Source organism: Nocardia sp. NPDC006982 (assembly GCF_042869435.1).
Lineage (GTDB): Bacteria > Actinomycetota > Actinomycetes > Mycobacteriales > Mycobacteriaceae > Nocardia.
In genome coordinates, this window is record NZ_JBIAFV010000013.1 from 228,379 (window position 1) to 251,375 (window position 22,997).

The following is a 22,997-nucleotide window of genomic DNA, read 5'->3' on the forward strand; positions in this document are numbered from 1 at the left end:
CCTACCGAGGAATCTGTGGCGCTGGTCATGCCTTCACCCCGGTGCGGTCCTCGCGAGCTGCCGAATAGGAGGTCATCGCGCCGTTCGGTGTGCCCGCAGGGGCGGAGGCCAACCCGTCGCTCGGTGGTCCCGCAGGGTCGGCCGAAACCGGCTCAGTGGTGTTCGGTGCGGGAATGGGTGCACCGGCCGGAATCAGCAGGCCGATCGCGGCGCCGAGGAGCGCGAGCAATGCGGCGGTACCGATGGCGGCCGCGAAACCGTCGCTGAAGTCCCGCGCGCCGGTGAAGCCGCCCACGGCCGCGAAAACAGCCGCGGGGACCGCGATTCCGAAGGCGCCACCGAGTTGGCGCAGGGTGTTGTAGGTGCCCGACGCGGCGCCGACGGCGGGCATCGGAACCGCGCGCAGTACCGCACTCTGCGCGGCGGGAATCGCCATCGACACACCGACGCCGGAGATGACGAAGGGCGCGATCATTGCGGTGTACGACAGGTCCGGTCCGGCGGTGATGGCGATCCACCCGTAGCCGACGGCCTGCATGAGCAAACCGGTGACAACCAGCGGACGTTCACCGAACCGGTTGACCTGCTTGCCCGCGATCGGCGCCACCAGGAACAGGGTGATCGTCCACGGCGCCAGGCGCAGCCCGGCACCGAGTGGGCCTTGCTGCTGCACGATCTGCAGGAACTGGGCGAAGAAGAACGCACCGCTGAAAATCGAGGCGGCCAGCAGGAATCCGACCGCATTGCCCGCGGAGAAGGCGCGCGAGGCGAAGAAACGCATGGGAATCAGCGGCGCGGTGGTGCGCAGCTCCCAGCGTACGAATCCGATCAGTGCCACCGCACCTGCCAGGAAAGCAAGCACGACTTCGATGCCGGCCCAACCGGATTCATTGCCCCGAATCAGACCCCAGACGATGCCGAAGGCGGCGACGCTCACCAATGCGATTCCGAGAAAGTCCAATCTGCGTGCCTCGCCCACACTTTCGGCCAGCCGCGTGCGCACCAATGGAATCAGCACCGCCCCGATCGGCAGGTTCAACCAGAAAATCCACTGCCAGGCCAGGCCCTGCACCACCGCACCCCCGACGAGCGGTCCGCCGAGGGTGGCCAGTCCGGTTGCCGCCGCGAATAATCCGAGCGCCTTGGTCCGCTGCTCGGGCTGGAACGCCGCTGAGAGCAAGGCCACCGCCACGGGCATGATGGCGGCGGCCCCGATGCCCTGCGCCGTCCGCGCGGCGATCAACAGACCCAGAGTCGGTGCCAGCGCACATCCGGCCGACGCCGCGCTGAACAGTGCCAGCCCGCCGATGAGCACCCGTCGGCGGCCGTACCGGTCACCGAGCGCCGCGCCCGCCATCAACAGCACCGCGAAACTCAGGTTGTAGGCATTGATCGTCCATTCCAGCTCGCCGATCGATGCGTGCAGATCGAGCTGGATCGCATGCATCGCGGTCGTGACGACCAGTGCGTCGAGCACGATCATCAAACCCGCGAGCGATGTCAGCGCCAGTACCCAGCGCTGTCCCGTGGTCATCTTCATTGCATTCCTCCGATGGGTTTGCGGGTACATACCGGCGCCGCAGCGCCGATTCATCGGAGGTCGTAAAAAAGTTTCTAGGGACGCGAAGGCGCGAGATCGGCGACCACAGGAGCCGATTTACGCAGGGTGCGCGCCCATACGGCGAAGCCCCACGCGACGAAGCCCGCATAGATCAGATACAGCGTCGCGGACGGGTAATAGCCCGCTTTCAGCAGCAATGGCACACCGACGAGATCGACGGCGATCCAGATCAGCCAGAATTCGGCGAGCCCGCGCGCCATGCCATAGGTCGCCAGCACCGATCCGGTGAAGATCCACGCCTCCGCCCACGGCCCGTAGGAACCGATCAACGCGAATAATCGGGCGAATGCGGCCGTGCCGACCAACATCGCCGCCACCAGCACCAGCCGTTCCCGCCCGCTGGCCCAGCGCGGCACGACGCCGCGATGTTCGAGTCCGGTTTCGGCCCGCGCATGCCGATACCAACTCCACCAGCCGTACACGCTGACCGCGATGAACATCAACTGACGACCGGCCTGTCCGGCCATATTCAAATGCTGTGGCGTGTTGAAGATTCCGCCGACGAAAACGGTGAACAGCAGCGCATTGCCCGCGATCCCGATCGGCCATGCCCACACCCGTCGCCGCATACCGCCGACCGCGGAGGCCAGACCGAAACCATTGCCGATGATCTCGCGCCAGAGGATCTCCGAGCCCGCGATATGCAGCTTGGCGTCGAGCAGCGCGAAAAGTGGGTTCACCCCCGCTGTAACCCGGGCGGGGCGATATCTCATCCCAACCTGCGGGTTCGGCGCACGCGGATCGAAAGTCGCGTAACGATTGCGCAATCTGGGGTGGCGATTCGCAATATCCGTGCAACGACCTGCTCCTAGTGTTTTGGTCATGAAGGCGAGCGGTACCGAGGAGCCCACCGGCGGGACGGGCATCCACATCAGCGGTTTGACGAAGACATTCCGGGTCGGCCGGAAGACGGTGCAGGCGCTCGACGATGTGGAGCTGCATACCGAACAGGGCGCGTTCCTGTCCCTGCTCGGACCATCCGGCTGCGGCAAATCGACGGTGCTGCGCATCCTGGCCGGACTGGAAACACCGACCGCGGGCAAGACGCTCATAGACGGTGAGACCCCCGCCCAACTGCGCAGCCGCCATGAACTCGGCATCGCCTTCCAGGATTCGGCGCTGCTGCCGTGGCGTTCGGTGGAATCCAATATCAAACTGCCCTTACAGGTCGCGGGCATCTCGCCGGATCCGGGACTGATCGCGGATCTGGTGCGGCTGGTCGGCCTGGAGGGCTTCGAGAAGGCCAAACCGGCGCAGCTGTCCGGCGGCATGCGCCAACGTGTTTCGATCGCGCGCGCACTGGTCGTGAAGCCGACCGTGCTGCTGCTCGATGAACCGTTCGGTGCTCTCGACGATATGACCAGGCAGCGGCTGAATCTGGAACTGCTGCGGATCTGGACCGAGAAGCCCGCGACCACCCTGATGGTCACGCACGGTATCGCCGAGGCGGTCTTCCTCTCCGATGTCGTCGCGGTGATGAGTCCGCGGCCGGGCCGGGTGCTGGAACTGGTGAAGATCGATCTGCCGCGCCCGCGCACGCCCGAGATGATGCGCACGCCGGAATTCCACAGGCTGCACGACTACCTATCGGAGCTGCTCTTCGGGAAGTCCGGCAAAGGGGGAGTCGCATGAGCGAGCGCAGCGAGCGAACAATGAACACAGCCGAGCGCCATTGGACCGGATCGGTGCTGTGCAGCCGACACCGTCGAGGGGGTGCGGCATGAAACGGCTCGGCGGACTGATCGGCGTCCTCGGATTGATCGCGATCTGGTGGCTGCTGGCCGCGCTGGAGGTCGCGGGCGGCACGATTCCGAGTCCGTGGACTGTCCTGCACACCATGTACACCGACGGCTGGGATCTGTACGGCCCCAACTTCCGGATCACCGCGCTCGGTGCGCTGAAAGGCTTCATCTGGGGCAATGCGCTGGCCATCGGCCTGGCGATGCTGATCGTGCTGATCCCGTGGATCGAACCGCTGGCCACCCAGCTCGCCATCCTCAGTTACTGCATCCCGCTGCTCGCGCTGGGGCCGATCATCCTGGTTGTTTTCGGCGGACGCACCCCGACGGTCTTCCTCGCGGCGATGTACTGCTTCTTCACCACCATGGTCGGCACGGTCACCGGATTGCGCTCGGCCGATGTCACCAGCCTCGACCTGATCCGCGCCTACGGCGGCGGTCGCTGGCAGCAGCTGTACCGGGTGCAGGCGATCGCGGCATTGCCGAATCTGTTCGCGGCGTTGAAGATTGCCGCGCCGTCGGCCGTTCTCGGCGCGATCATCGGCGAATACCTCGGCGGAGTGGACAGCGGCATCGGTGTCGCGCTGACCGCCGCGCAGACCGCGTACAACGTGCCGCGTACCTGGGGCATGGCGCTGGCCGCCGCCGCGCTCGCGGGACTCGGCTACGCGATTGTCGCTTTGGTCGCTCGACTGGTCACCCCGTGGACCGCGCAGGAGCAGAGATGAGCCGCGCACAAATCAGCGCCCCGCGGTCGCCGGACGAATTCTGGCGCGAACATGTTGGCGTGCGCCGAGCCAGGAGGCGCGCGGTGGGCGAAACAGTGTGCGCCGGACGAGACCGCGCGCGCCGCCGAGCCCCCCGTTTGGAGGAGTGAGATGACTGACGAACTCGGGCCGGTGGACAACGTGACTGCCCCCGCACCGCCCGCCGTGGAGAGCACGCGGCCCCAACGCGGTGCCGCCGCGGGGACGCTCGCTGTGCTGACCAGGATCGGCCGCTTCCTGTTTCCTCTGGTCACCGCACTCCTGCTGATGCTGGTGATCTGGTACGTCTTCCTGAAGTCCTTCCCCCAGGTCGGCCCGCGAGTAGGCAAAACGCCCAGCGATATCTGGAAGTACCTGTTCAACTCCTCCGGCGCACACACCGCACGTCAGGCGATCTTCGACGACCTGCAGATCACCCTGCGCGACGCCGCGATCGGCTTCGGTGTCGGCATGCTGGCCGCACTCGTCGTCGCGGCACTGTTCGTCTCGTTCGCGGTGGTCGAGCAGACGTTCATGCCGGTCGCCATGCTGTTGCGGTCGGTGCCCCTGGTGGCGCTGACCCCGATCATCGTGCTGGTCTTCGGGCGCGGACTGGCCGGCGTGACGGTGCTCGCGGCGATCGTGGTGTTCTTCCCGGCGCTGGTGATGATCATGGCGGGATTGCGCAATGCACCGCGGCAGGCGATGGATCTGGTGGCCGCCTACGGCGGCTCCCGCTGGACCGGACTGCGCATGGTCGCCGTGCCCGCCGCCCTGCCGTCGGTCTTCGCGGCGGCGCGAATCTCGGTGCCCGGCGCGCTGATCGGCGCATTGCTGGGTGAATGGTTGGGTAGTGGCACGGGACTGGGCGCCAGTCTGATTCGCGCCATCCCGACCTTCCAATACAGCAAGCTGTGGGCTTCGATCGTGATCGTGACCGTCGTCTCGGTGCTGCTGTACGCGATCGTCGGCGTCATCGAAAATCTGGTGCTGGCCCGCTTCGGCCCCGAGGCGGGTCGCCGCTGACCGGTCAGTTTTTCGCAAATTAATGCTCGGAACGCCAAAGTAAAGAAATCGAAACGGAATCCCCTTAGATTCGGCCCATGAACCCCGTACAACGCTCTTCGTTCGGGCCGAACCTGAACCGGCGATCCCTGCTTCGTTACTCCGCGCTGGCCGGCGCCGCCTTGGGCGGTGCGAGCCTGCTTGCCGCATGTGGCGATGATTCGAAAGACTCGTCGGGCGGGTCGGTGGCGGACGGATCCAAGTACGGTTCCGTCGCGATCCAGCTGTCCTGGCTGAAGAACATCGAATTCGCGGGCGAATACTTCGCCGATTCCAAGGGCTACTACAAGGAGGCCGGATTCGGTTCGGTGAATCTGATCGCCGGTGGCGCGGCCAGCACCTCGGTCGAGGCGGGCCTGGACACCGGCAAGGTCTGGCTCGGCACCTCGGCCCCGCAGACCACCGCGCCCGCGATCCTGGAGGGCCTACCCGCCAAGATCGTCGCGACCACCTATCAGAAGAACCCGTTCTGCATCGTCAGCTCCGCCGCCAGGCCCATCAAGACCCCGCAGGATATGAAGGGTCGCAAGATCGGCGTCCAGGACACCAATCAGCTGATCTTCAACGCGCTGCTGAACGCCAATGGCATGAAGCCGAGCGATGTGACCATCGTGCCCGCGCAATACGATCCGACTCCGCTGGCCAACGGTGAGGTCGACGGCTGGGTCAGCTATGTGACCAATGAGCCGATCACGCTGACCGCCAAGGGATTCCAGAATACGAATTTCCTCTTCGCCGATTACAACCTGCCGCTGGTGGCCGAGACCCTGACGGTCAAGCAGTCCACCATCGATAAGGAACGCGACAAGCTGAAGGCCTTCCTGATCGCCGAGATCAAGGGCTGGAAGGACGCGGTCGCGAATCCGGCCGAATCGGCGCGACTCGCGGTCGAGGTATACGGCAAGGATCAGAAACTCGATCTGAACGAACAGACCCAGGAGGCGACCGCGCAGAACGGCCTCGTCGTCTCCGCGGATTCGACCGCCAATGGTTTGCTGACCATGACCGATCAGTTGATCGAGCAGAATATCGCCGCGTTGCGCAATGCCAAGATCGATATCAAGGCCGACCAGCTGTTCGACCTCTCGGTGCTGCGCGAGGTGTACGCGGAGAATCCGGGCCTGAAGTAGCGCTAGAGCGCCACCGGGGCGTTGGCCGGGAATTCCTTGAATTGCGGTTCGGCGTCCCGGTTTTCGGTGATCCGCCGTTCGGTTTCGGACCGGGCGACAAGCAGTTCGGCGGCGATCGAAACGGCGACCTCGGCGGCGGTGCGTGCCCCGATATCGAGACCGGCGGGGGAGTGCAGGCGGGCGAGCGTCGCGTTGTCGAAGCCGCCCGCTTGTAGATCTTCGATGCGTCTCAGGTGTGCGGACCAGGAGCCGTTTGCGGCGAGGTAACCCAGTTCGGGTAGTCGCAGCGCCACGGTGAGCAGCGGGATTTCGAACGTCGGATCGTGTCCGAGGACGACAATCGCCGTGCTGCTATCGATTTCGCCCGCCGCGGACAGGGTGTTCAGGTACCGGTGCGGCCAGTCGACGACCACCTCGGCACCCGGGAAGGCATCGGGTGTCGCGAAGGTTTCGCGGGAATCGCAGATCGTGACGCGGTAGCCGAGCAGTTTGGCCTGGACGGTCAGCGCCGCGGCAAAAGCGTTGGCGCCGAAGATGATCAGTCGCGGTGGCGGCGGGAACGAGGCGACGAATACATCGGATTCGGGCAGCGCGACCAGTTCCGTCGCATGACGCTGCGGGGTGATCAGATGCTGTCCGATCAGATCCGGATCCGGATTCCACACCACGGTGAAGAGGGTAACTCGGCGGTGCGCGGCGATTTCCGCGGCTATGGAGGGGAATTCCGGGAAGTCCCGGCGCGAGAACGGCTCGACGAAAACATCGACCATGCCGCCGGAGTCCAATCCGGGCTCGCCCGGCGGGACGCCGAAGCGGTGCAGTCCGCGTCGACCGCTGCGCGCGGCGTCGGCGGCCGCCTCGATCACGGTCGTCTCGACGCTCCCGCCGAGGAGCGAACCGTAGACCGCGCCATTGGCATCTATCAGGATCGATGTTCCGACCGGCAGCGGTCCGGAACCAACAGTTCGCACGACGGTGGCCAGTCCACCTGTCCGGCCCGAATGCCACACCCGCAATAGGTCGTCGACGATGTCCCGCATCTGTTCAGCTCCGCTCACGCGTGCGGCGTGGCCGGGAAGTCACGATCATCGCCTGTCGCCAAATCGTCGCACGTGACGCACACCATATCGTTATTACCGGCTAAATAGGTGCGCCCGCCGGAATCTCTAACAGCTGCTTGATACACCGAGGTCCAGTGCTTATGAGACATGACAACGGGATGGCCGGGTGTGGCGTGGAACATAGCCCGCGCCAGGCCGGTGGGTGCCGCGAAGGCCGCGGCGACCACCCGGGCGACCACATCGGCCCCGACATCGGGGGTATCCACCGGCATGATCGCGACGTACTCGGCGGGGGTGCGCGCGACGGCTCGCAGACCCGCCCGCAGCGAGGCCCCGAGTCCGGTCGCCCAGTCCGCCGCCCACACGTGATCGACACCCTTGGGTAGGTCGACCGCGTCCGGTGTAGGTCCGGTCGCGCCGAGCACCACGATCACCGGATCGCAGCCGCCGTCGCGCAGGGCCGCCACCGCCGACCGCAGCCAAGCGCCGCCCTCGGCCAATGCTTTGGGCATCCCGTAGCGCGTGCCGGCGCCGGCGGCCAAGACGATGCCCGCGCAGACCGGTTCGGGTGATGCAGCCATGAAAAGACGGTAGCCCGGCCGAGTAGCCGATGGGTTACGGAAAAGTGCTTTGACGTCGACAGTCAGACGCTGACGACACGCCGGAGGTGATCTATCTCGTTCGACTGGCGACCGGGGCGGTCGTATTCGATGCTGGTCCGATGACACCCGACGGGTTGGGCCTCGCGGAATTCAACGCATTGCCCGAAGCGGCGGCCAATGCGGCCTTGCTCGCGTGTTGCTCTTCGCCGGAATGGGCTCGTGCGCTGGTCGCGGGGCGGCCGTACGCGAATATCGATGCCATATTCGATACGGCCGATGCGGTGCTGGCCGAATTGTCCGAGGCGCAGATCGATCGCGCACTCGACGGACATCCGCGGATCGGCGCGCGGCCCGATACCGTGGCATCGGCGCGCGAGCAGGCCGGGGTGGCCGGGGCCGAGGATGCCGTGCGGATCGGATTGGCCGAGGGCAATCTGGCCTATGAGGCGAAGTTCGGCCATATCTATCTGGTGTGCGCGACCGGTAAGTCCGGCGACGAGCTGCTGGAGTTGCTCACCGCCCGGCTCGGAAATGATCCGCAGACCGAAAGGCGGGTTATGCGAACGGAATTGGCGAAGATCAACCGGATTCGGTTGGCGCGGCTGCTGGTCGAGGATGGCGAATGAGCGAGCGAACATTCAACACAGCCAGCTTGGTGGTCATGACGGAGCCGAGCGAGGTGCAGTCATGAGCACGATCGGTACGCATGTGCTCGATGCCGTCGCGGGTGCGCCCGCGCCCGGAATCGCGGTGGTGCTATATCGGGACACCGAGGTGCTCGGTTCCGGAGTCACCGATGACGATGGCCGGATCGCCTCGCTCGGTGCGGCATTGCCACCCGGCACATATCGGCTGGTATTCGATACCGGCGCTTACTTCGCCGGGCGCGGGGTCGAATCGTTCTATCCGGAGGTTGCCATCACGTTCGTCGTCATCGAGGAGCGGCACTATCACGTCCCATTGCTGTTGTCGCCCTTCGCCTTTTCCACCTACCGAGGGAGTTGAGCCATTCATGGAGCTGACTGGGCCGATCGTGCTGTCCGACAACCGGTACGGAAAGGCAGAGAACCGCATCGTCCGGATCTATCGGGACCAGCCACGTCACGAAATCCGCGATGTGAACGTATCCACGGTGCTGCGTGGCGATTTCGCCGATGCCTATGTCGCCGGTGACCAGTCGAAGGTGCTGCCCACCGATTCCCAGAAGCAGACCGCCTACGCGTATGCGAAAAAGCCTGGGCTGCAACCGATCGAGGATTATGCGCTCACACTCGCCGCGCATTTCGTAGATGAGATCGCGCCCGTCGACAGCGCGCGCATCGAGGTCGAGGAGTATGCCTGGCAGCGGGTCACCGTCGACGGCAGCGAGCACGATCACACCTGGGTGCGGCAGGGTTCCGAGGTGCGGACCGCGACGGTCACGGTGTCGGGCAAGGACGACGGGCAGCAGGCCTGGGTCATCGGCGGGGTCAAGGATCTGGTGATTCTCAAGTCGACCGGCTCGGAATTCGCCGACTTCCTCACCGACGATTTCACCGTCCTCGCCCCGACGAACGACCGGATGCTCGCGACCTCCCTCGTCGCACAGTGGCGTTTCGCCGCCACGACCGGCGTGGACTGGGATGCGGTGTACGCGGGCGTCCGGCAGCGGATGGTCGAGGTCTTCGCGACGCTGCATTCGAAGGCTATGCAGCAGACGCTCTTCGAAATGGGCAAGGCCGCACTCGAGGCCTTTCCGGTGCTCGCCGAAATCCGGCTGGCCGCGCCGAATAAGCATCATTTCGACTACGACCTCGGTCGGTTCGGCATCGAGAACCACGGCGAGGTCTTTCACGCCGACGACCGGCCCTACGGACTCATCCATGCCACTGTGCAGCGGGAAGATGCCCCGGCGGCCGGGCCCGCATGGCTACCGTAGGCACATGACGACAACGACGGTCATCGACGGGTGCGCCGTGGCGACCGTCGATCCGAACGGCACCGAATACCGCCGCGGGTATGTGACGGTGCAGGGCAACCGGATCACCGCGGTCGGTGCGGGTGATGCGCCCGATCTCGGCGCGGATGCGCACCGCATCGATGGCCGTGGCTGCCTGCTCACGCCCGGACTGGTGAACACCCATCACCATCTCTATCAGTGGGTCACCCGGGGTCTGGCCGCGGATAACACGCTGTTCGAATGGCTCACCACGCTCTACCCGATCTGGGCGGGCATCGATGAAGATGCGGTTCGCGTCGCCGCCACCGGTGCGCTCACCGCGCTGGCCCGCACCGGTTGCAGCACGTCCACCGACCATCACTACGTATTCCCGCGCGCGAGTGGCGACCTGCTCGGCGCGGAAATCACCGCCGCCGCCGAGGTGGGGTTGCGATTCCATCCGACGCGCGGCTCGATGGATCTCGGGCAGAGTTCGGGTGGGCTGCCGCCCGACGAGGTGGTGGAGACTCTCGACGCCATTCTCACCGCGAGCGCGGATGCCGTTGCGCGCTGGCATGATCCGTCATTCGACTCGATGCTGCGGATCGCGCTCGCGCCATGCTCGCCGTTCTCGGTGACCACCGAGTTGCTGCGCGAATCCGCCGTGCTGGCGCGCGATCTCGGCGTACGCCTGCATACCCATCTGGCCGAGACGATCGATGAAGCCGAGTTCTGTGCGGATAAATTCGGCTGCACACCCGCCCAGTACATGGAGCGCCTCGGCTGGCTCGGCTCGGATGTCTGGTACGCCCATGGCATCCACCTGGACGACGCTGCCATCGGCACAATGGCGAAAACCGGCACCGGAGTGGCGCATTGCCCAACCTCGAATGCGCGGATCGGCGCGGGAACCGCACGCACGGCGGATCTGGTCGCGGCGGGGGTACCGGTGGGGCTCGGCGTGGACGGTGCGGCGAGCAATGAATCCAGTTCGATGATCGAGGAGCCACGCAATGCGCTGCTCTATGCCAGGGCCAAGGGCGGACCACGCGCGCTCGGTACTCGAAAAGCCTTGGAGCTGGCGACTATCGGTGGTGCACGGGTGCTGGGGCGCGAGTCCGAAATCGGGTCGATCGAACCGGGCAAACTCGCCGATCTCGCTTTGTGGCGGCTCGATACGCCCGCCCACGCGGGCATCGATGACCCGGTGACCGCACTGATTCTCGGCTCGGCACCGCCATTAGCGGCGTTGATCGTCAATGGGCGCATGGTTGTTCAGGATGGTGAGGTACGCACGGTTGACGAGGAGAAGATCGGTGGGAAGGTCGCGCGGGCGCAGGCGGCGCTTGTCGCGAAGTCGCGCTGATTCTCGGTCCGCGGCCGGTCTGCTTTGATCGCGGGCGCCATGTGCTGGTTAATGGCGGGAAGCGAGCGCGTCGTCGGCAATGCTGAAGTGAGCGTCCCCACGGCGACATGAGCGCCCACGGCGACCGAAGCGCTGAGCCGCGCGGCTCTAAGATAGTGCCAAATCCCGACATATCAAGCACTGCGGTGATCAACGACCCGTTTGTCGGCGCCACACAGGACGCAAGCGCCTTGGGCGCATTCACAGGGCCAGCCATTGCTCGATGAGGTCGAGCGTCGCTGCCGAATGCAGTGGTTCGCCGTCTTCGGTGTCGAGCAGGATCCAGGTGCAGGGCGTCCAGGGGTCGCGCATCAGACGGTAGCCCGCCCGCTCGGCCCGCTCCACGAGCAGCTGAAATCGTACGGAATCCGGATCAGATATCACCGCCCTGCCTTTCGTTGCGCGTCGGTCGAGACGTTGCCTTCGCGTGATCGGACCCTGCCTCGTGAAGGTTCCCGGGTGACAAAGAATTTCGCCCAATACTCGTGCCGGATCGCATCCCATAGCGGCGACAGGTCCGGAAACCGCTCACGCATCCCAGCCAGATCCGGTGCGCCGGCGGGCGTGCTGGCTGACATCAGCCGCTGGTCAGAGACATTGTGTACCAGCATGATCCGAATGTGATGATGGTCGATCCGCCATTGCGCTACCCAGTCGCCGACCTCCGTGCGATGCTCGCTCATCCCGATCCCCTACTGAAGCGTTAGTTGTCGTCGCCGTTGGTGATGTCCGCGGAGGGATCGGTTGCGCCAGTTCGGAGAGATTGTCCAGGACCTCGCGCAGTGTGTGCACGGTCGGTCCGTTCTGGGGGAGTGGCTCACTGTCCAGCGGCGGGAATGCGATTCCCCGCGCGGCGGCCCGCTCCCGTGGCGTCGCCGTCTGCGGAACGAGTCGGCCCGCGTCGATCAGGGTGTAGTAAGCCGCTGCCTTCCACACGCAGCGCGCGACTCGACAGGCGAGATGCGCGCGCAGTAGTTCGTGCGCCAGCTCGACATCGGCGCATCCGCACACCTGCGGCGGCGTCACGATCATGTCCACGCCGCATCCACGACGACCGGTGTCGGTCTGGACAAGTCACCGCGCGTGAACCCGATAGCCTTCGGCGGCTCCGGTCGGTGTGCATAACGTTCTGCCACTCGCTTATTCGGCATCATTGCGGCATTCGGTATAGGTGCCTCGGTAGCCCGCGTGCTGATCGGCGGGCACCGAAGAGCCGAGTTCATCGTTGTCGTCCTGAACATGGGTGAACCTCACTGGTGTGATGGTCGATTGAAGCGCGGCACCCGGCGGTGTCAGTCCGATCGCCTCGAGCACCGGCTGGGGGTCTCGCGAACGATGCGGTTTGCTCCCTAGCAATCACCGTGTGCCGCGCAGAAACAACGACATCAGCAACTCTGACCAGGCACAACGTCGATCAGGAATCCATCGGAGATTTTTCGTTGTGCCAGAGACGTTTCCGCTAACTGTGGCAAACTGGTTCCGCTCCCTGCTGTCCGATATTCCGTCCAACGAGGGGTAATCAGAGATGGCCGAGGAAGACAGCACCCTGCCCCGGCGACAGCTGGGGCGCATGTTGCGCCAGCATCGCGAAGCGGTGGGGATGACAATGGCGCAGTCAGCGAGGCTGGTGGAGATCGGGACCACCACCTTGCACCGGCTCGAGAAGGGCACGGCCGACAAGATTCGTGTCCGCATAGTCCAGCATCTGTGCGAGATCTACGAGCGCAGTGCAGAAGAGACCACTGCGCTGAAACACCTTGCCGAGCAAGCGGCCGTGAAGAACTGGTACGCGGAGTATAGCGACGTGCTGCGCGGCAACTTCGACAACTACATCGAGCTGGAAGGGGCGGCGCGGCACCTGTTTTCGTACCAGGAACTCATTCCCGGGCTCCTACAAACAGAAGCCTATGCCGCCTCGCTTATGCGCAACTACAATCTGCGAGAGCCCGATGGCGACCTCCAGCGCCGCGTCGAGCTGCGAATGAAGCGGCAGGTGATCGTCAAACGGAAGTTCCAGCCGGTCATGCTCGATGTCGTGCTGCACGAATCCGCGCTGCGGCGGGTCGTCGGCAGTCCGAAGGTCATGAGCGATCAGCTGCGCCGCGTGGCCGACGTCAGCACGTGGCCGAATGTCGAAGTTCGAATACTCCCCTTCAGCGCGGGAATGCCGCTGGGGGTGGTACCGGGTCCGTTCGTGATCATGGACTTCGGAACCGACAGCAAGGGCAGGCCGGTCGAGCCTTCGATCGTCTATATAGAGAGCGTGGTCACCGCCAATATCTACTTACAGAAGCAGGTTGATGTCGACCGCTATCTTCAGGTCTCGGCGGCTCTGCACGATGCCTCGCTGAACCCCGTCGACAGCAGAGCGCTGCTGAGGAAGATAGCAAAGGAGTATCAACTGTGAAAATGAACTTTACCGGTGCTGCGTGGTTCAAGAGCAGCTACAGCCAGGCCGATCAAGAATGCGTGGAAGTCGCCCGGCTGAGCAACGGCGGCGTCGGCCTTCGCGACTCCAAGAACCCGACTGGCCCGGCGCTGGTCTTCGCTCCGGCCGATTGGGATGCCTTCATGTCATGCGTGCACGACGGTGAGTTCGCCCGGCCAACGGTCTAGCGCTTCTCCGAGCCGAGCCGAGCCGAGCCGAGCCGAGCCGAGCCGAGCCGAGCCGAGCATGGTCAACGGCCTCAGTCTGATGCGTATCCGACTGGGGCCGTTGCTGTTTCTCTCATTGGCATTTCTTCTACCCGCTATGCCGCAGCCGTCATTGATCCGGTAGATGCCCGCGGCGCTCCGGACTCCTCGCCCTCATCTGTGCGCGGCTATTCGATATGGGTTGGGCGATGCCGTCTGGCGGGCGTTGTGTCGGGGCTGTCGTTGATCCGGTTGGTGCTCGCGGCGGGCCAGTCCCATCGTGTCAACTCCGACCCAACTGTCGATTTGGCACAGAATTCGTGATTGCCCGAAGATGCGAAGGGGCGGTTGATAGTTCATCATGTCCCCGGTGTTCTGATCTTGGACCGATGAGTGTTCTGTTCCCGCATCTGAGGGACTGCGGATCGAGGGGGTCTGCGCGGCGGGTTCAACTGTGCGGATCGAGGCCGCCACGGGTGAGGATCCGGTCGCGTGATCGGGGTTCGGGTCTGCAGCCTGTTCTGGGTCAACTCCGAGTGCGGCAAAACAACTTTCACCGAGCCGGTGCCGCAGCTCGCGGCCCGGCACGCCCGTCGAAACTGATCTTGCAGCGCATGTTGTGCGCTGACGTCCTGGGCGACCGCGGGGGAGCGCGATCGACCACGCAGCTGGCAGCCACGGTGAGCCGGATGACGTTGCTGCGCCAGATCGCTTCCGAACACCGGGCGGGCCTCGATTCGATGCAGTCGGTCCTGACCTGGCCCAGCTGGCCGGGCACGTCCGCGAGTTCGCCGAGATCATGAGCCAGCGCCGCGGCCAAAATCCCGAACGGTGGATGGCCTGCCTCGACGCCGACGACCAACCGGCGCTGCATTCGTTCATCCGCGGCCTGCGTCGTGATCAGAACGCGGTCACCGCCGTGCTGACGAGGAAGGCTCGGGGCCGTCGTCGCCGAAGTGCCGGTGTCGGGTCATCGAGCGGTGAGGACGTGTGCCCACGGCTCATCGATGTCGGCCAGACCCAGCACGGCGACCACGTTGTCGAGCATTCCGGCGCCGAACCAGCGCCGCACGGCGTCGTCGTCGCCCAGTAGATGCCGAACGGTGTCAACCTGCTTGGCGTAGCATCGCCGCACGGCCTGCGCCACGAGCGGCTCGCCGGCGGCACAGTTCGCATGCATGAGGAAACGCAGGATGTTGCGGTCCGCGACGAGCGCGGCGTAGGCGCCGCGCGCCGCGTCCAACGCGGCCTCGGGCGCCAGCTCGGCTCCACCCGAGGCGGGCGAGTGAGCGACCAGCGTTTCGGTCATTACGACGGACACGTGGTCGACCACCGCCGCGAACAGCGCTTCCTTGTTCGGGTACAGGCGATAGAGATACGGCTGAGAGATGCCGACCCAGTCTGCGATCTCGTGCGTCGTCGTACCGTAGAAACCCTTTTGCGCGAAGCATTCGACCGCGGCGGCCATGATGGTCCGACGTCGTTCGTCGCTCTTGGTGCTAGTGCCGGCGGCGGGCATGGGCGTCAGTTAAACACGGCTCCACATCAGCCCCCAAAAGTCACGCTGAGGTCGGGGTCGGACGGCACGTCCTGGGGTGTGAGCGCCTCGATCGCTACCAGCGGGTTCCAGTAGTCCAGGTAGTGGGTGATGCGCGCGTCGTCATCGGTCCGGACGACGGAGATGCACGTCTGCTCGTAGGGCTTGCCGGTCGGCAGCGCCGTGCCCTTCGAGCGGAATTCGGCGATCACCAGACTCGGATCGACCGTTTCGTGGAACACCAGGTCGACGAACTCCACGTCAAAGGTCTCGGGAAAGTTGCTCATGTGTGCGCGTAGTGCGTCTCGCCCGGTTACCCGCTGGGGCACGCCGGCCGGGGCGTACGGGAACTCGAGGACCGCGTCCGGGGTGAACAGCATCACCCATTCTTCGACGCGTCCGGCGGCGGTGAGGCGCAGGTGCTCGGCCAGGGTGTGCTGGGCGGCGGCGCGGCGGGCGGCTGTGTCTTCTTCGGCTGTCATGTTCGCTCCTACGTTAGTGGTCGATTGATAACCTACTGTAGCACGGCAGATGTGCGGGTGGTAGCGGGATATTCGGCATGTCCTCATGCCGTACCACCAGAATTACGAGGTCTGACACAATCCCCCGCATCGACCGAAAGCGATTCCGTCGCGGAGCGGTCCGGCGGTTTCCCTGGTGCTGGCGTCGACTTCGCCTGCCCAGCTGCGATCGGTCGTCTCGGGGTCGGGATCTACCTCGAGACGGTCACCTGCCAACCGTAGGAAACGCAGGTTCCTCGTCTAAGAAGAGCCCACCGTAGTTGCGCATCTTGTCCAACGCTTCGCGTGGATTCCAGTTAAGGATGTGAACATGCTCGCAGCTAGCGGTCGGCGAGAACGTATGCGGCCTCGAGGTTTTCGGCGACTACGATCGCACCGTGATCGCGCCACGCCAGCGCAGCGAAGTCCGCGGTTGGCATATCGATCAGGAGTTTCTCGGTCAAAATTTGTGCCTGATCCCACCTAAGCCGTGCGTGAACTGTCGCACGGGACGACGCCAGTCTCGAGCGCCGCTGAGGCGCAGGTTTACCCCGACGGGCAGCTGCTGCTGTCCGCCGAACGTTCATGCGGCGGTGCCGGCGTCCGGCCGGGATCGGGATCGCAGCCAATCCCGGTATTGTTCGCGTTCACGGCGTCTGCGGGCTTCGCGTTCTTGTTCGTTGCGGGCGTGGATGCGCGTCAGCGCGGCGGCGAGTAATTCGTTGGCGTGATGGCGATGGTTGATCGTGGGGGCGCCGGTGGGGTCGATGTGCTCCGGCGCAATCCAGGCGGTGCGGCCTGCAAACGCCGAATCCTTGTCTTGCGCAACGGTTTTCCAGCCGCCCGGCCCATCGTTAATCAGGGCATGGCACGCGTCGCAGGCCAGCACGAGGTTATCGATATCCGTGCGTCCATCCTTGCCGTAGTCCAGGATGTGGTGGACCGCGCAGAGGCTGGCCGGTGCGTCGCATCCCGGGCGCGAGCAGCCGCGCAGGGCGGCGATCAGCGCCAGCCGTTGTGCCCGCGACCCGAGACGTTTCATCCGGCCGAGGTGCAGCGGCAGCCCCGCATGATCGAATACTGCCAGGTACGGTTGTGAACGCTCGGCCATGGCGAGCGCGTCCCGAATCGGTACCACCCCACCGGTGGCGGTGGTCGCAACGCCCGACATCCGTTCCAGGTCATCGAGTTTCATCGTCAGGATCGTTGTCACTGGCAAGCCGCGGTGGCTGCCCAGGTCTTCGGCGACGAGCCCGGACCGCAGCACGGCGGTCAGCGCATCGTGGTTGCGCTGCGCGGCGCTGCGGTGATCGCGCCGAGCGGCGTCGGCCAGCGCGGGGGGATCGACGGCGTCGATGTCGATGGTGGGACCGTCGGGGTCCTCGGGATTGCATACGCCCGGTCGGGCGTATTTGGCCAGCAATGGATCCAGCAATGCTCGCAGCACCGGATCGATCTCCCCACGGATCGGCGACATCCCGTCCGGCCGTTGCCGACCCACCGTGATTCCGCGCATGCGACCCCGATCGATGTTGTCGGTGAGCCGGCCGTCGGGGTCCAGATGAGCCAGGATCCGGTCGCCGATCTTGCCTATATCGTCCGGCGAGCCCGACCGCGCGAACTCGGCCAGGATCTGCTCGGCCGCCTCCCGATCTTCGGTGGACACCCCGCGCGGTACGCGGTTCATAACATGCGCGATAACCTGCACATGGTCGGCGGAAATCTCGCCGCGCGCCAAAGCGCCGGCGGTGCGGGGCAACTGCGGCTGCAACTGTTCTCCACCCATATCGCGGGTAGCCCCGACCCACCGCGCCGCATGCACCCGGCTTCCGGCATCGGCGCTCGACAACCGCAGTGTCTGCATCAGGAATCGCTTCAGCGTCTTCGACCCGGTGTGCGCGGGGATCGAGCGTTCATCGGCCTCGACCAGCAGGCGGTGCTGCAGTGCGGTGAGGCTGCGTGCGCATCGCTCCACATCCCGGATCAGATCCAGCACATCATTGTCCGACAATCCGACCAACGGCTGCTCGAGCAGTTCGGAGAGCGCAGCGAGCAGCGAGCTAGCTGCCTGTCCGCTGGTGTCCGCACTGTTCGAAAGCATGTTCGAATTCTATCGCGGAATGATTACCCGGCGCACCCCTGTGGGGCATCTGATCTGCACGTCTTCACACTGGACAAATGGCTGAATAGGTCAGTGCCGCAGAATATTTCGGTCGACCGACCAGGACTCCGCCGCCGACGCAATTACTGAACGCACGAAAATCACGCGGGCTACGACGGGGTGATGCTCGGCCTGCCGGGCACCGGATATCACCTGGAGTTCACCAGCCATGTGGACGGCAGTCCCGGCGACGCGCCGAGCGCGGAAAACCTCCTGGCGCTCTACTTTTCGGCCGAAACCAAAGCTGGACGAGCTGATCGAGCCGTCTCCGAGGCCACGCGTGCCCGGCTGATCGGTCGGACTCCGGCGCACCGGCTTGCGGATCCCGCCCGCCTTGCGCGCGACGGCTTATCGACCCTGTCAACCGGCGGGGCGCATTTGTCCCCCAGCCGCGACCGAACGCGGCCGGGAGTCGCCGGAGATTCGTCCACCAGCTCGAGCAACTGGTTCCGGTTGTGCGACGGCTGTACCCGGCGCCCGACCGTATGAAGCCTGTTGCGGTGCATCCACAGAATGGGTGTAGAACACGAGTCTTCCGGATGGTGCCCGCCCGGCCGAATACGAATTGTCGATTTGCCACCGTCGTGGAAGACGACAACGAACCGCCGAATTCGTCGGCGCGGCAGGTCGCGCTATAGAAGTAGCGGTTCCGTCAACTAATCACCGAGCCCGGTCCGTCTGTGTGGATCGGGCCTGGCTGGTCTCTGGGGCAAACGTGTATTCGGTGGGCACTTCGATCTGCCGCAATCAAGACGAATGTCCTGATCAGACGGTATTGCTGGATACTGGAACTACGGACGTCTGCGGCTGCGTGGCCCAAGCTGAGGGCGCAGGTGCTCTATTCAGCGGGTAACGACCGCGCAACCTGGGGCGGGCGTCGCGCAACATCGCGGCAACCCACGGCTTCTACTGTGGCGGCAGCGGTAGTGGAGCGAGGTGTGGCGTGGATCTGGACACGATTCGGGATGTGATTGTGGCGCGGGGGCGGGCTGACCTGGCTGTTGTGGGCGGGGGATGTGGGGTGCTCGCCGGGGGGACTTTCTTGTTCTCCGAGCCGCAGGAGGAGTTGGATCGGCTGGTCGATATCAGCGCGCTCGGGTGGCCTGCGTTGACCGAGACGCACGAGGGGCTGGAGATCGGGGCCACCTGCACGTTGGCGGAGTTGTCGGGGGCCGGGGCAGGGCGGGAGTTGGGGGTGGAAATGATGCGGGCGGACTGGCCGGGGACGGCGTTGTTCGCGCAGTCGTGTCGGGCGTTGCTGGCATCGCACAAGATATGGCGGACGGCGACGGTGGGCGGGAATGTGTGCCTGTCGTTGCCCGCCGGGGCGGTGTTGGGGGCGCTGGTGGCGTTGGACGGCGTCGCGCTGGTGTGGTCCCCGGATGGTTCCGATCGGCGGATTCCCTTGCGGGAGTTCGTGCTCGGGCCGGGACGTAATGTGCTCACCTCAGGTGAAGTGTTGCGATCGATTGATGTTCCGATTCGAAGTCTGCACGCGCGCACTGCGTTTCGGAAGATCGCGCTTGCTCCGCTCGGCCGTTCCGGCGCGGTTGTGATGGGCCGACGCGAGGTGGACGGCCGCTGCGCGCTGACCATAACCGCGGCGACGACCCGGCCGATAGTGCTGGATTTCGACGGGATGCCCGGTGCTGCCGAGGTGCGGGGTGCGGTAGCGGCCATCGACCCGACGCTCTGGTTCGACGATCCGCACGGAGCGCCGGACTGGCGTCGCCATGTCGCAGGGGTGCTGGCCGGTGCGGTTGCCGCCGAGCTGCGCACCGAAGTCGGTGATGGGCAATGAGATTCGAGGTCGACGGCCAGTCGGTACATGCGCAACCGCGTCCCGGCCAATGCCTGCGCACGTTATTGCGCGAACACGGCTATTTCGCGGTGAAGAAAGGTTGTGATGCGGGCGATTGCGGTGCGTGCACCGTGCAACTCGACGGAATCCCCGTGCACTCGTGCATCATTCCCGCCTACCGCGCTGCCGACCGCACCATAACCACCGCCTCCGGCCTCGGTACCGTTGAGCAGCCGCACCCTGTCCAGCAACGTTTCGTAGACTCCGCCGCATTCCAATGCGGGTTCTGCACCGCGGGAATGGTCGTGACCGCAGCGGGCCTCGACTGTGGCGGCCCGACCGGCCCTGATTCGGACGCATTGCCTGAGCTCATGAAGGGAAACCTCTGCCGCTGCACCGGATATCGCACTATTGCCGAGGCGTTGGGTGGGACTCCTGACACGGATCCGGAGGCTGCCGGGATACGTGATACGGGCCCGATCCCAGGCACGGGCCACGCTTCGGCGCCAGGCGGTCGTGCGCCTGGGAGCCTGCCCTTGGGGACGGGTGGCGTTTCGGCGTCGAGCGGTGTTGCGACTGACTGCCCGACCATGGGCAGTAGCGCTCCGGGCATTGATACGACTATCGGGCCTGACCAGGCGAAGGACCCTCTCCACAGCTCTGAAGGTGGCACAAGGATCAGCGCTGCGGTGGAGGTCTGTCCGGACCATCCCGCCCGTGGACACGCGGGCACCGACGTCGGTGCGCCCGCCGGAGCGCGAGTCGTCACCGGCACAGAGCCGTTCACCTTCGATGTCCGTCCGCAGGATGCGGCCACTGATGTGGATGCCGCCACAGCGCCGCCGACGAGCCCACTGCATATCGCCGTCTTACCGAGCCCACACCCCCACGCGCGAATCGTGGCCATCGACACCTCCGCCGCCGAAAACCTGCCGGGCGTGCATGCGGTGCTCACGTACGCCGACGCTCCCGATATCGCCTTTTCCACTGCACGCCACGAACTTCGAGTCGACGACCCAGATGACACCTACGTGCTGGATCGCACGGTGCGATTCGTCGGACAGCGGGTCGCTGCCGTAGTGGCGGAGAGCCTGGATATCGCTCGCGCAGGTTGCCGAGCGATACAGGTCGAGTACGACATCCTGCCCGCGGTATTCGATCCGGCCGAGGCATTGCTGCCGGAAGCGCCGAAACTGCATGGTGATAAGCAGGATTCGGCTCGCATCGCCGATCCCGAACGCAACCTGATCGCTGAGATCAAGGGCGAGGTAGGCGACGTTCAGGCGGGCCTCGCCGCGGCGGCGCAGGTGGTCAGTGGTGTGTGGCATTCGCCGCGCGGCCAGCACGTACATCTGGAAACCCACGGCGGTATCGGCTGGTTGGACGCCGACGGCAGGCTGGTCGTCCGCTGCAGCACGCAGGTCCCGTTTCTGGTGCGCGACGAACTGTGCCAGATCTTCGGGCTACCGCGTGACCGGGTGCGGGTATTCGCCAAGCGCGTCGGCGGCGGATTCGGCGCCAAACAGGAAATGCTGGCCGAGGATCTGATAGCACTGGCGGTGTTGCGCACCGGTCGACCCGTGCAATACGAATTCACCCGCTCCGACGAATTCACCAGCGCCACTTGCCGTCATCCGATGCGGGTCGCGGTCACCGCGGGCGCGAATGCCGACGGCATACTGACCGCACTGTCGATCGACGTGCTCGCAGATGCCGGGGCCTACGGCAATCACAGTGTGGGCGTGCTGTTCCACGGCGTCGGCGAATCCATCGAGGTCTACCGCTGCGCCAATAAGCGCGTCGAGGCGATGACGGTCTACACCAACAACGTTCCCTCGGGGGCATTCCGCGGCTACGGTCTCGGGCAGATCATTTTCGGCGTCGAGTCGGCATTGGATGAACTGGCGCGCGCACTCGATATCGACCCATTCGAATTCCGCCGCCGCAATGTCATCGTCCCCGGCGACGCATTCGTCGGCGCGGAAGTCAGCGACAGCGATCTGGACTTCGGCAGCTACGGCCTCGATCAATGTCTCGACCTTGCCGAACGAGCCTTATTGCGCGGCAACGGGATTCGCCCCCCAGGTCCGGACTGGCGGGTGGGGACCGGTATGGCGCTGGCCATGATCGCGACCATCCCACCGCGCGGCCACCGTTCCGAGGCAACTGTCACCCTGCTGCCCGGCGGACGCTACGAACTCCGCGTCGGCACAGTCGAATTCGGCAATGGCACCACAACAGTGCACGCTCAACTCGCGGCTACGGCACTGAACACCGACGTGCGGCGCATCGTGATCCGCCAGTCGGACACCGACGTCGTCGGCTACGACACCGGGGCGTTCGGGTCCACCGGCATCACCGTCGCGGGCAAGGCCTCTTACGCCGCGGCCGTGGCACTGCGTGAGCACATCCTGGTCCGGGCCGCCAAACTGACCGGTCGTGCCGAAGCGGAGTGCGTCCTGGTGGCCGATGGCGTCCGCTGCGGCGATCGGCTGATCGACGCCACCGAACTCCTGGCCGACGGCGAGTTGTCCGGACACGGCGAACACGCGGGCAGCCCGCGCTCGGTCAGCTTCAATGTGCAGGCGTTCCGAGTCGCCGTGCAGCCCGACACCGGGTTGGTACGCATCCTGCAATCGGTCCAGGCCGCGGACGCGGGCACGGTGCTCAACCCGGTGCAGTGCCGCGGTCAGGTGGTCGGCGGTGTCGCGCAGGCCATCGGCACCGCGCTCTACGAGGACATGCGCTCCGTGCAGGGCGAGGTAACCACGCGGACGCTGCGGCACTATCACATCCCGCAGTTCGCCGATTTGCCGCACACCGAGGTCTACTTCGCCGAAACCGCCGATGACCTGGGCCCACTGGGCGCCAAGTCGATGAGCGAATCCCCGTACAACCCGGTTGCCCCCGCCCTGGCAAACGCCATCCGCGATGCTGTCGGGGTACGACAGACCGGTTTGCCGATGACCGCGGACCGGATCTGGCGCGCCCTTCAGGAAGGAGACCAGGGGTGAGTACCCAGCGACGTGAGCGTCAGGCCCGGAGGAGGCAGCGTGCGTAACCACGGAGGGCCCGGG

The 22,997-nt window shown here is 65.3% G+C and carries 23 protein-coding genes and 1 pseudogene; 13 read left to right on the forward strand and 11 right to left on the reverse strand.

Translation table 11 applies throughout. The features are described 5' to 3' along the window. Positions 1–25: 25 nt before the first annotated feature. Together ACFYOW_RS36975 and pnuC are read right to left on the reverse strand one after the other, a co-directional pair. Entirely contained in the window at positions 26–1,540 is a 1,515-nt protein-coding gene (locus ACFYOW_RS36975; RefSeq protein ID WP_387294699.1) for a DHA2 family efflux MFS transporter permease subunit, read from the reverse strand. Positions 1,541–1,614: 74 nt separating this feature from the next. Beyond that, complete coding sequence (pnuC, locus tag ACFYOW_RS36980) at positions 1,615–2,301, reverse strand: nicotinamide riboside transporter PnuC (protein ID WP_387294700.1); 687 nt, start codon at positions 2,299–2,301, stop codon at positions 1,615–1,617. Between the two features lie 142 nt (positions 2,302–2,443). Between pnuC and ACFYOW_RS36985 the strand changes: the two genes are divergently transcribed. From ACFYOW_RS36985 to ACFYOW_RS37000, 4 genes are all read left to right on the forward strand, one after another. Beyond that, positions 2,444–3,253, forward strand: a complete 810-nt coding sequence (locus tag ACFYOW_RS36985) for an ABC transporter ATP-binding protein (RefSeq protein ID WP_387294701.1) — start codon at positions 2,444–2,446, stop codon at positions 3,251–3,253. 88 nt (positions 3,254–3,341) lie between these two features. Further along, on the forward strand, positions 3,342–4,088 hold the full coding sequence (locus ACFYOW_RS36990; RefSeq protein WP_387294702.1) for an ABC transporter permease: 747 nt from the start codon (positions 3,342–3,344) through the stop codon (positions 4,086–4,088). A 306-nt stretch (positions 4,089–4,394) separates the two neighbouring features. Beyond that, positions 4,395–5,132: an ABC transporter permease gene (locus ACFYOW_RS36995; RefSeq protein ID WP_387294740.1), complete on the forward strand. Its 738-nt coding sequence runs from the start codon at positions 4,395–4,397 to the stop codon at positions 5,130–5,132. Positions 5,133–5,209: 77 nt separating this feature from the next. Beyond that, positions 5,210–6,301 (forward strand): ABC transporter substrate-binding protein, encoded by a 1,092-nt coding sequence (locus tag ACFYOW_RS37000; RefSeq protein WP_387294703.1) that lies wholly within the window; start codon positions 5,210–5,212, stop codon positions 6,299–6,301. Positions 6,302–6,303: 2 nt separating this feature from the next. On the opposite strand, the gene ACFYOW_RS37005 is transcribed toward ACFYOW_RS37000, so the two are convergent. Together ACFYOW_RS37005 and ACFYOW_RS37010 are read right to left on the reverse strand one after the other, a co-directional pair. Beyond that, a complete protein-coding gene (locus ACFYOW_RS37005; RefSeq protein WP_387294704.1) occupies positions 6,304–7,341 on the reverse strand; it encodes an XdhC family protein in 1,038 nt (345 codons plus the stop codon). 14 nt (positions 7,342–7,355) lie between these two features. Next, complete coding sequence (locus ACFYOW_RS37010; RefSeq protein ID WP_387294705.1) at positions 7,356–7,943, reverse strand: NTP transferase domain-containing protein; 588 nt, start codon at positions 7,941–7,943, stop codon at positions 7,356–7,358. 140 nt (positions 7,944–8,083) lie between these two features. Between ACFYOW_RS37010 and uraD the strand changes: the two genes are divergently transcribed. The 4 genes from uraD to ACFYOW_RS37030 all read left to right on the forward strand — a co-directional run bounded on the left by uraD (position 8,084) and on the right by ACFYOW_RS37030 (position 11,248). After that, entirely contained in the window at positions 8,084–8,590 is a 507-nt protein-coding gene (gene uraD / locus ACFYOW_RS37015; RefSeq protein ID WP_387294706.1) for a 2-oxo-4-hydroxy-4-carboxy-5-ureidoimidazoline decarboxylase, read from the forward strand. A 61-nt stretch (positions 8,591–8,651) separates the two neighbouring features. Next, a complete protein-coding gene (uraH, locus tag ACFYOW_RS37020) occupies positions 8,652–8,969 on the forward strand; it encodes a hydroxyisourate hydrolase (RefSeq protein ID WP_387294707.1) in 318 nt (105 codons plus the stop codon). Positions 8,970–8,976: 7 nt separating this feature from the next. Then, complete coding sequence (pucL, locus tag ACFYOW_RS37025) at positions 8,977–9,882, forward strand: factor-independent urate hydroxylase (protein WP_387294708.1); 906 nt, start codon at positions 8,977–8,979, stop codon at positions 9,880–9,882. A gap of 4 nt (positions 9,883–9,886) precedes the next feature. Beyond that, a complete protein-coding gene (locus ACFYOW_RS37030; RefSeq protein ID WP_387294709.1) occupies positions 9,887–11,248 on the forward strand; it encodes an 8-oxoguanine deaminase in 1,362 nt (453 codons plus the stop codon). 240 nt (positions 11,249–11,488) lie between these two features. Here ACFYOW_RS37030 and ACFYOW_RS37035 read toward each other — a convergent pair whose 3' ends face one another. Both ACFYOW_RS37035 and ACFYOW_RS37040 read right to left on the reverse strand, forming a co-directional pair. Beyond that, positions 11,489–11,671 carry a hypothetical protein gene (locus ACFYOW_RS37035; RefSeq protein WP_387294710.1) on the reverse strand — a complete coding sequence of 61 codons (183 nt, stop codon included), beginning with the start codon at positions 11,669–11,671 and terminating at the stop codon, positions 11,489–11,491. After that, positions 11,668–11,970: a hypothetical protein gene (locus ACFYOW_RS37040; protein WP_387294711.1), complete on the reverse strand. Its 303-nt coding sequence runs from the start codon at positions 11,968–11,970 to the stop codon at positions 11,668–11,670. The genes ACFYOW_RS37035 and ACFYOW_RS37040 overlap by 4 nt, the downstream gene beginning before the upstream one ends. Before the next feature lie 842 nt (positions 11,971–12,812). On the opposite strand from ACFYOW_RS37040, the gene ACFYOW_RS37045 reads away from it, so the two are divergent. Together ACFYOW_RS37045 and ACFYOW_RS37050 are read left to right on the forward strand one after the other, a co-directional pair. Then, a complete protein-coding gene (locus ACFYOW_RS37045) occupies positions 12,813–13,694 on the forward strand; it encodes a helix-turn-helix domain-containing protein (RefSeq protein WP_387294713.1) in 882 nt (293 codons plus the stop codon). A 2-nt stretch (positions 13,695–13,696) separates the two neighbouring features. Continuing rightward, positions 13,697–13,903 (forward strand): DUF397 domain-containing protein, encoded by a 207-nt coding sequence (locus ACFYOW_RS37050; RefSeq protein WP_387294714.1) that lies wholly within the window; start codon positions 13,697–13,699, stop codon positions 13,901–13,903. 571 nt (positions 13,904–14,474) lie between these two features. On the opposite strand, the gene ACFYOW_RS37055 is transcribed toward ACFYOW_RS37050, so the two are convergent. The 5 genes from ACFYOW_RS37055 to ACFYOW_RS37075 form a co-directional block, all read right to left on the reverse strand. Continuing rightward, entirely contained in the window at positions 14,475–14,795 is a 321-nt protein-coding gene (locus tag ACFYOW_RS37055; RefSeq protein ID WP_387294715.1) for a hypothetical protein, read from the reverse strand. Positions 14,796–14,891: 96 nt separating this feature from the next. Next, positions 14,892–15,440 (reverse strand): TetR/AcrR family transcriptional regulator, encoded by a 549-nt coding sequence (locus ACFYOW_RS37060; protein ID WP_387294716.1) that lies wholly within the window; start codon positions 15,438–15,440, stop codon positions 14,892–14,894. 26 nt (positions 15,441–15,466) lie between these two features. After that, a complete protein-coding gene (locus ACFYOW_RS37065) occupies positions 15,467–15,940 on the reverse strand; it encodes a nuclear transport factor 2 family protein (protein WP_387294717.1) in 474 nt (157 codons plus the stop codon). 359 nt (positions 15,941–16,299) lie between these two features. Beyond that, a complete protein-coding gene (locus ACFYOW_RS37070) occupies positions 16,300–16,422 on the reverse strand; it encodes a hypothetical protein (RefSeq protein ID WP_387294718.1) in 123 nt (40 codons plus the stop codon). Positions 16,423–16,541: 119 nt separating this feature from the next. Further along, positions 16,542–18,059, reverse strand: a complete 1,518-nt coding sequence (locus ACFYOW_RS37075; RefSeq protein WP_387294719.1) for a DUF222 domain-containing protein — start codon at positions 18,057–18,059, stop codon at positions 16,542–16,544. Positions 18,060–18,221: 162 nt separating this feature from the next. Here ACFYOW_RS37075 and ACFYOW_RS37080 point away from each other — a divergent pair. The 3 genes and pseudogenes from ACFYOW_RS37080 to ACFYOW_RS37090 form a co-directional block, all read left to right on the forward strand. Beyond that, positions 18,222–18,608: pseudogene (locus ACFYOW_RS37080) on the forward strand (hypothetical protein); the annotation flags it as partial. A 454-nt stretch (positions 18,609–19,062) separates the two neighbouring features. After that, a complete protein-coding gene (locus tag ACFYOW_RS37085; protein WP_387294720.1) occupies positions 19,063–19,920 on the forward strand; it encodes an FAD binding domain-containing protein in 858 nt (285 codons plus the stop codon). After that, positions 19,917–22,934, forward strand: a complete 3,018-nt coding sequence (locus ACFYOW_RS37090) for a molybdopterin-dependent oxidoreductase (protein WP_387294721.1) — start codon at positions 19,917–19,919, stop codon at positions 22,932–22,934. Before ACFYOW_RS37085 ends, ACFYOW_RS37090 begins: the two co-directional genes overlap by 4 nt. Positions 22,935–22,997: the final 63 nt, after the last annotated feature.

Excerpts from the sequence above, each read along its gene's own strand:
- ACFYOW_RS36975 (WP_387294699.1), bottom strand. The coding sequence starts at position 1,540 with ATGAAGATGACCACGGGACAGCGCTGGGTACTGGCGCTGACATCGCTC.
- ACFYOW_RS37050 (WP_387294714.1), top strand. The coding sequence starts at position 13,697 with ATGAACTTTACCGGTGCTGCGTGGTTCAAGAGCAGCTACAGCCAGGCC.
- ACFYOW_RS36995 (WP_387294740.1), top strand. The coding sequence starts at position 4,395 with ATGCTGGTGATCTGGTACGTCTTCCTGAAGTCCTTCCCCCAGGTCGGC.
- ACFYOW_RS37060 (WP_387294716.1), bottom strand. The coding sequence starts at position 15,440 with ATGCCCGCCGCCGGCACTAGCACCAAGAGCGACGAACGACGTCGGACC.
- ACFYOW_RS37000 (WP_387294703.1), top strand. The coding sequence starts at position 5,210 with ATGAACCCCGTACAACGCTCTTCGTTCGGGCCGAACCTGAACCGGCGA.
- ACFYOW_RS37045 (WP_387294713.1), top strand. The coding sequence starts at position 12,813 with ATGGCCGAGGAAGACAGCACCCTGCCCCGGCGACAGCTGGGGCGCATG.
- uraH (WP_387294707.1), top strand. The coding sequence starts at position 8,652 with ATGAGCACGATCGGTACGCATGTGCTCGATGCCGTCGCGGGTGCGCCC.
- uraD (WP_387294706.1), top strand. The coding sequence starts at position 8,084 with ATGACACCCGACGGGTTGGGCCTCGCGGAATTCAACGCATTGCCCGAA.
- ACFYOW_RS37040 (WP_387294711.1), bottom strand. The coding sequence starts at position 11,970 with ATGAGCGAGCATCGCACGGAGGTCGGCGACTGGGTAGCGCAATGGCGG.
- ACFYOW_RS37065 (WP_387294717.1), bottom strand. The coding sequence starts at position 15,940 with ATGACAGCCGAAGAAGACACAGCCGCCCGCCGCGCCGCCGCCCAGCAC.
- ACFYOW_RS37010 (WP_387294705.1), bottom strand. The coding sequence starts at position 7,943 with ATGGCTGCATCACCCGAACCGGTCTGCGCGGGCATCGTCTTGGCCGCC.
- ACFYOW_RS37030 (WP_387294709.1), top strand. The coding sequence starts at position 9,887 with ATGACGACAACGACGGTCATCGACGGGTGCGCCGTGGCGACCGTCGAT.
- ACFYOW_RS37055 (WP_387294715.1), bottom strand. The coding sequence starts at position 14,795 with ATGCAGCGCCGGTTGGTCGTCGGCGTCGAGGCAGGCCATCCACCGTTC.
- ACFYOW_RS36985 (WP_387294701.1), top strand. The coding sequence starts at position 2,444 with ATGAAGGCGAGCGGTACCGAGGAGCCCACCGGCGGGACGGGCATCCAC.
- ACFYOW_RS37005 (WP_387294704.1), bottom strand. The coding sequence starts at position 7,341 with ATGCGGGACATCGTCGACGACCTATTGCGGGTGTGGCATTCGGGCCGG.
- ACFYOW_RS36990 (WP_387294702.1), top strand. The coding sequence starts at position 3,342 with ATGAAACGGCTCGGCGGACTGATCGGCGTCCTCGGATTGATCGCGATC.
- ACFYOW_RS37075 (WP_387294719.1), bottom strand. The coding sequence starts at position 18,059 with ATGCTTTCGAACAGTGCGGACACCAGCGGACAGGCAGCTAGCTCGCTG.
- pucL (WP_387294708.1), top strand. The coding sequence starts at position 8,977 with ATGGAGCTGACTGGGCCGATCGTGCTGTCCGACAACCGGTACGGAAAG.
- ACFYOW_RS37090 (WP_387294721.1), top strand. The coding sequence starts at position 19,917 with ATGAGATTCGAGGTCGACGGCCAGTCGGTACATGCGCAACCGCGTCCC.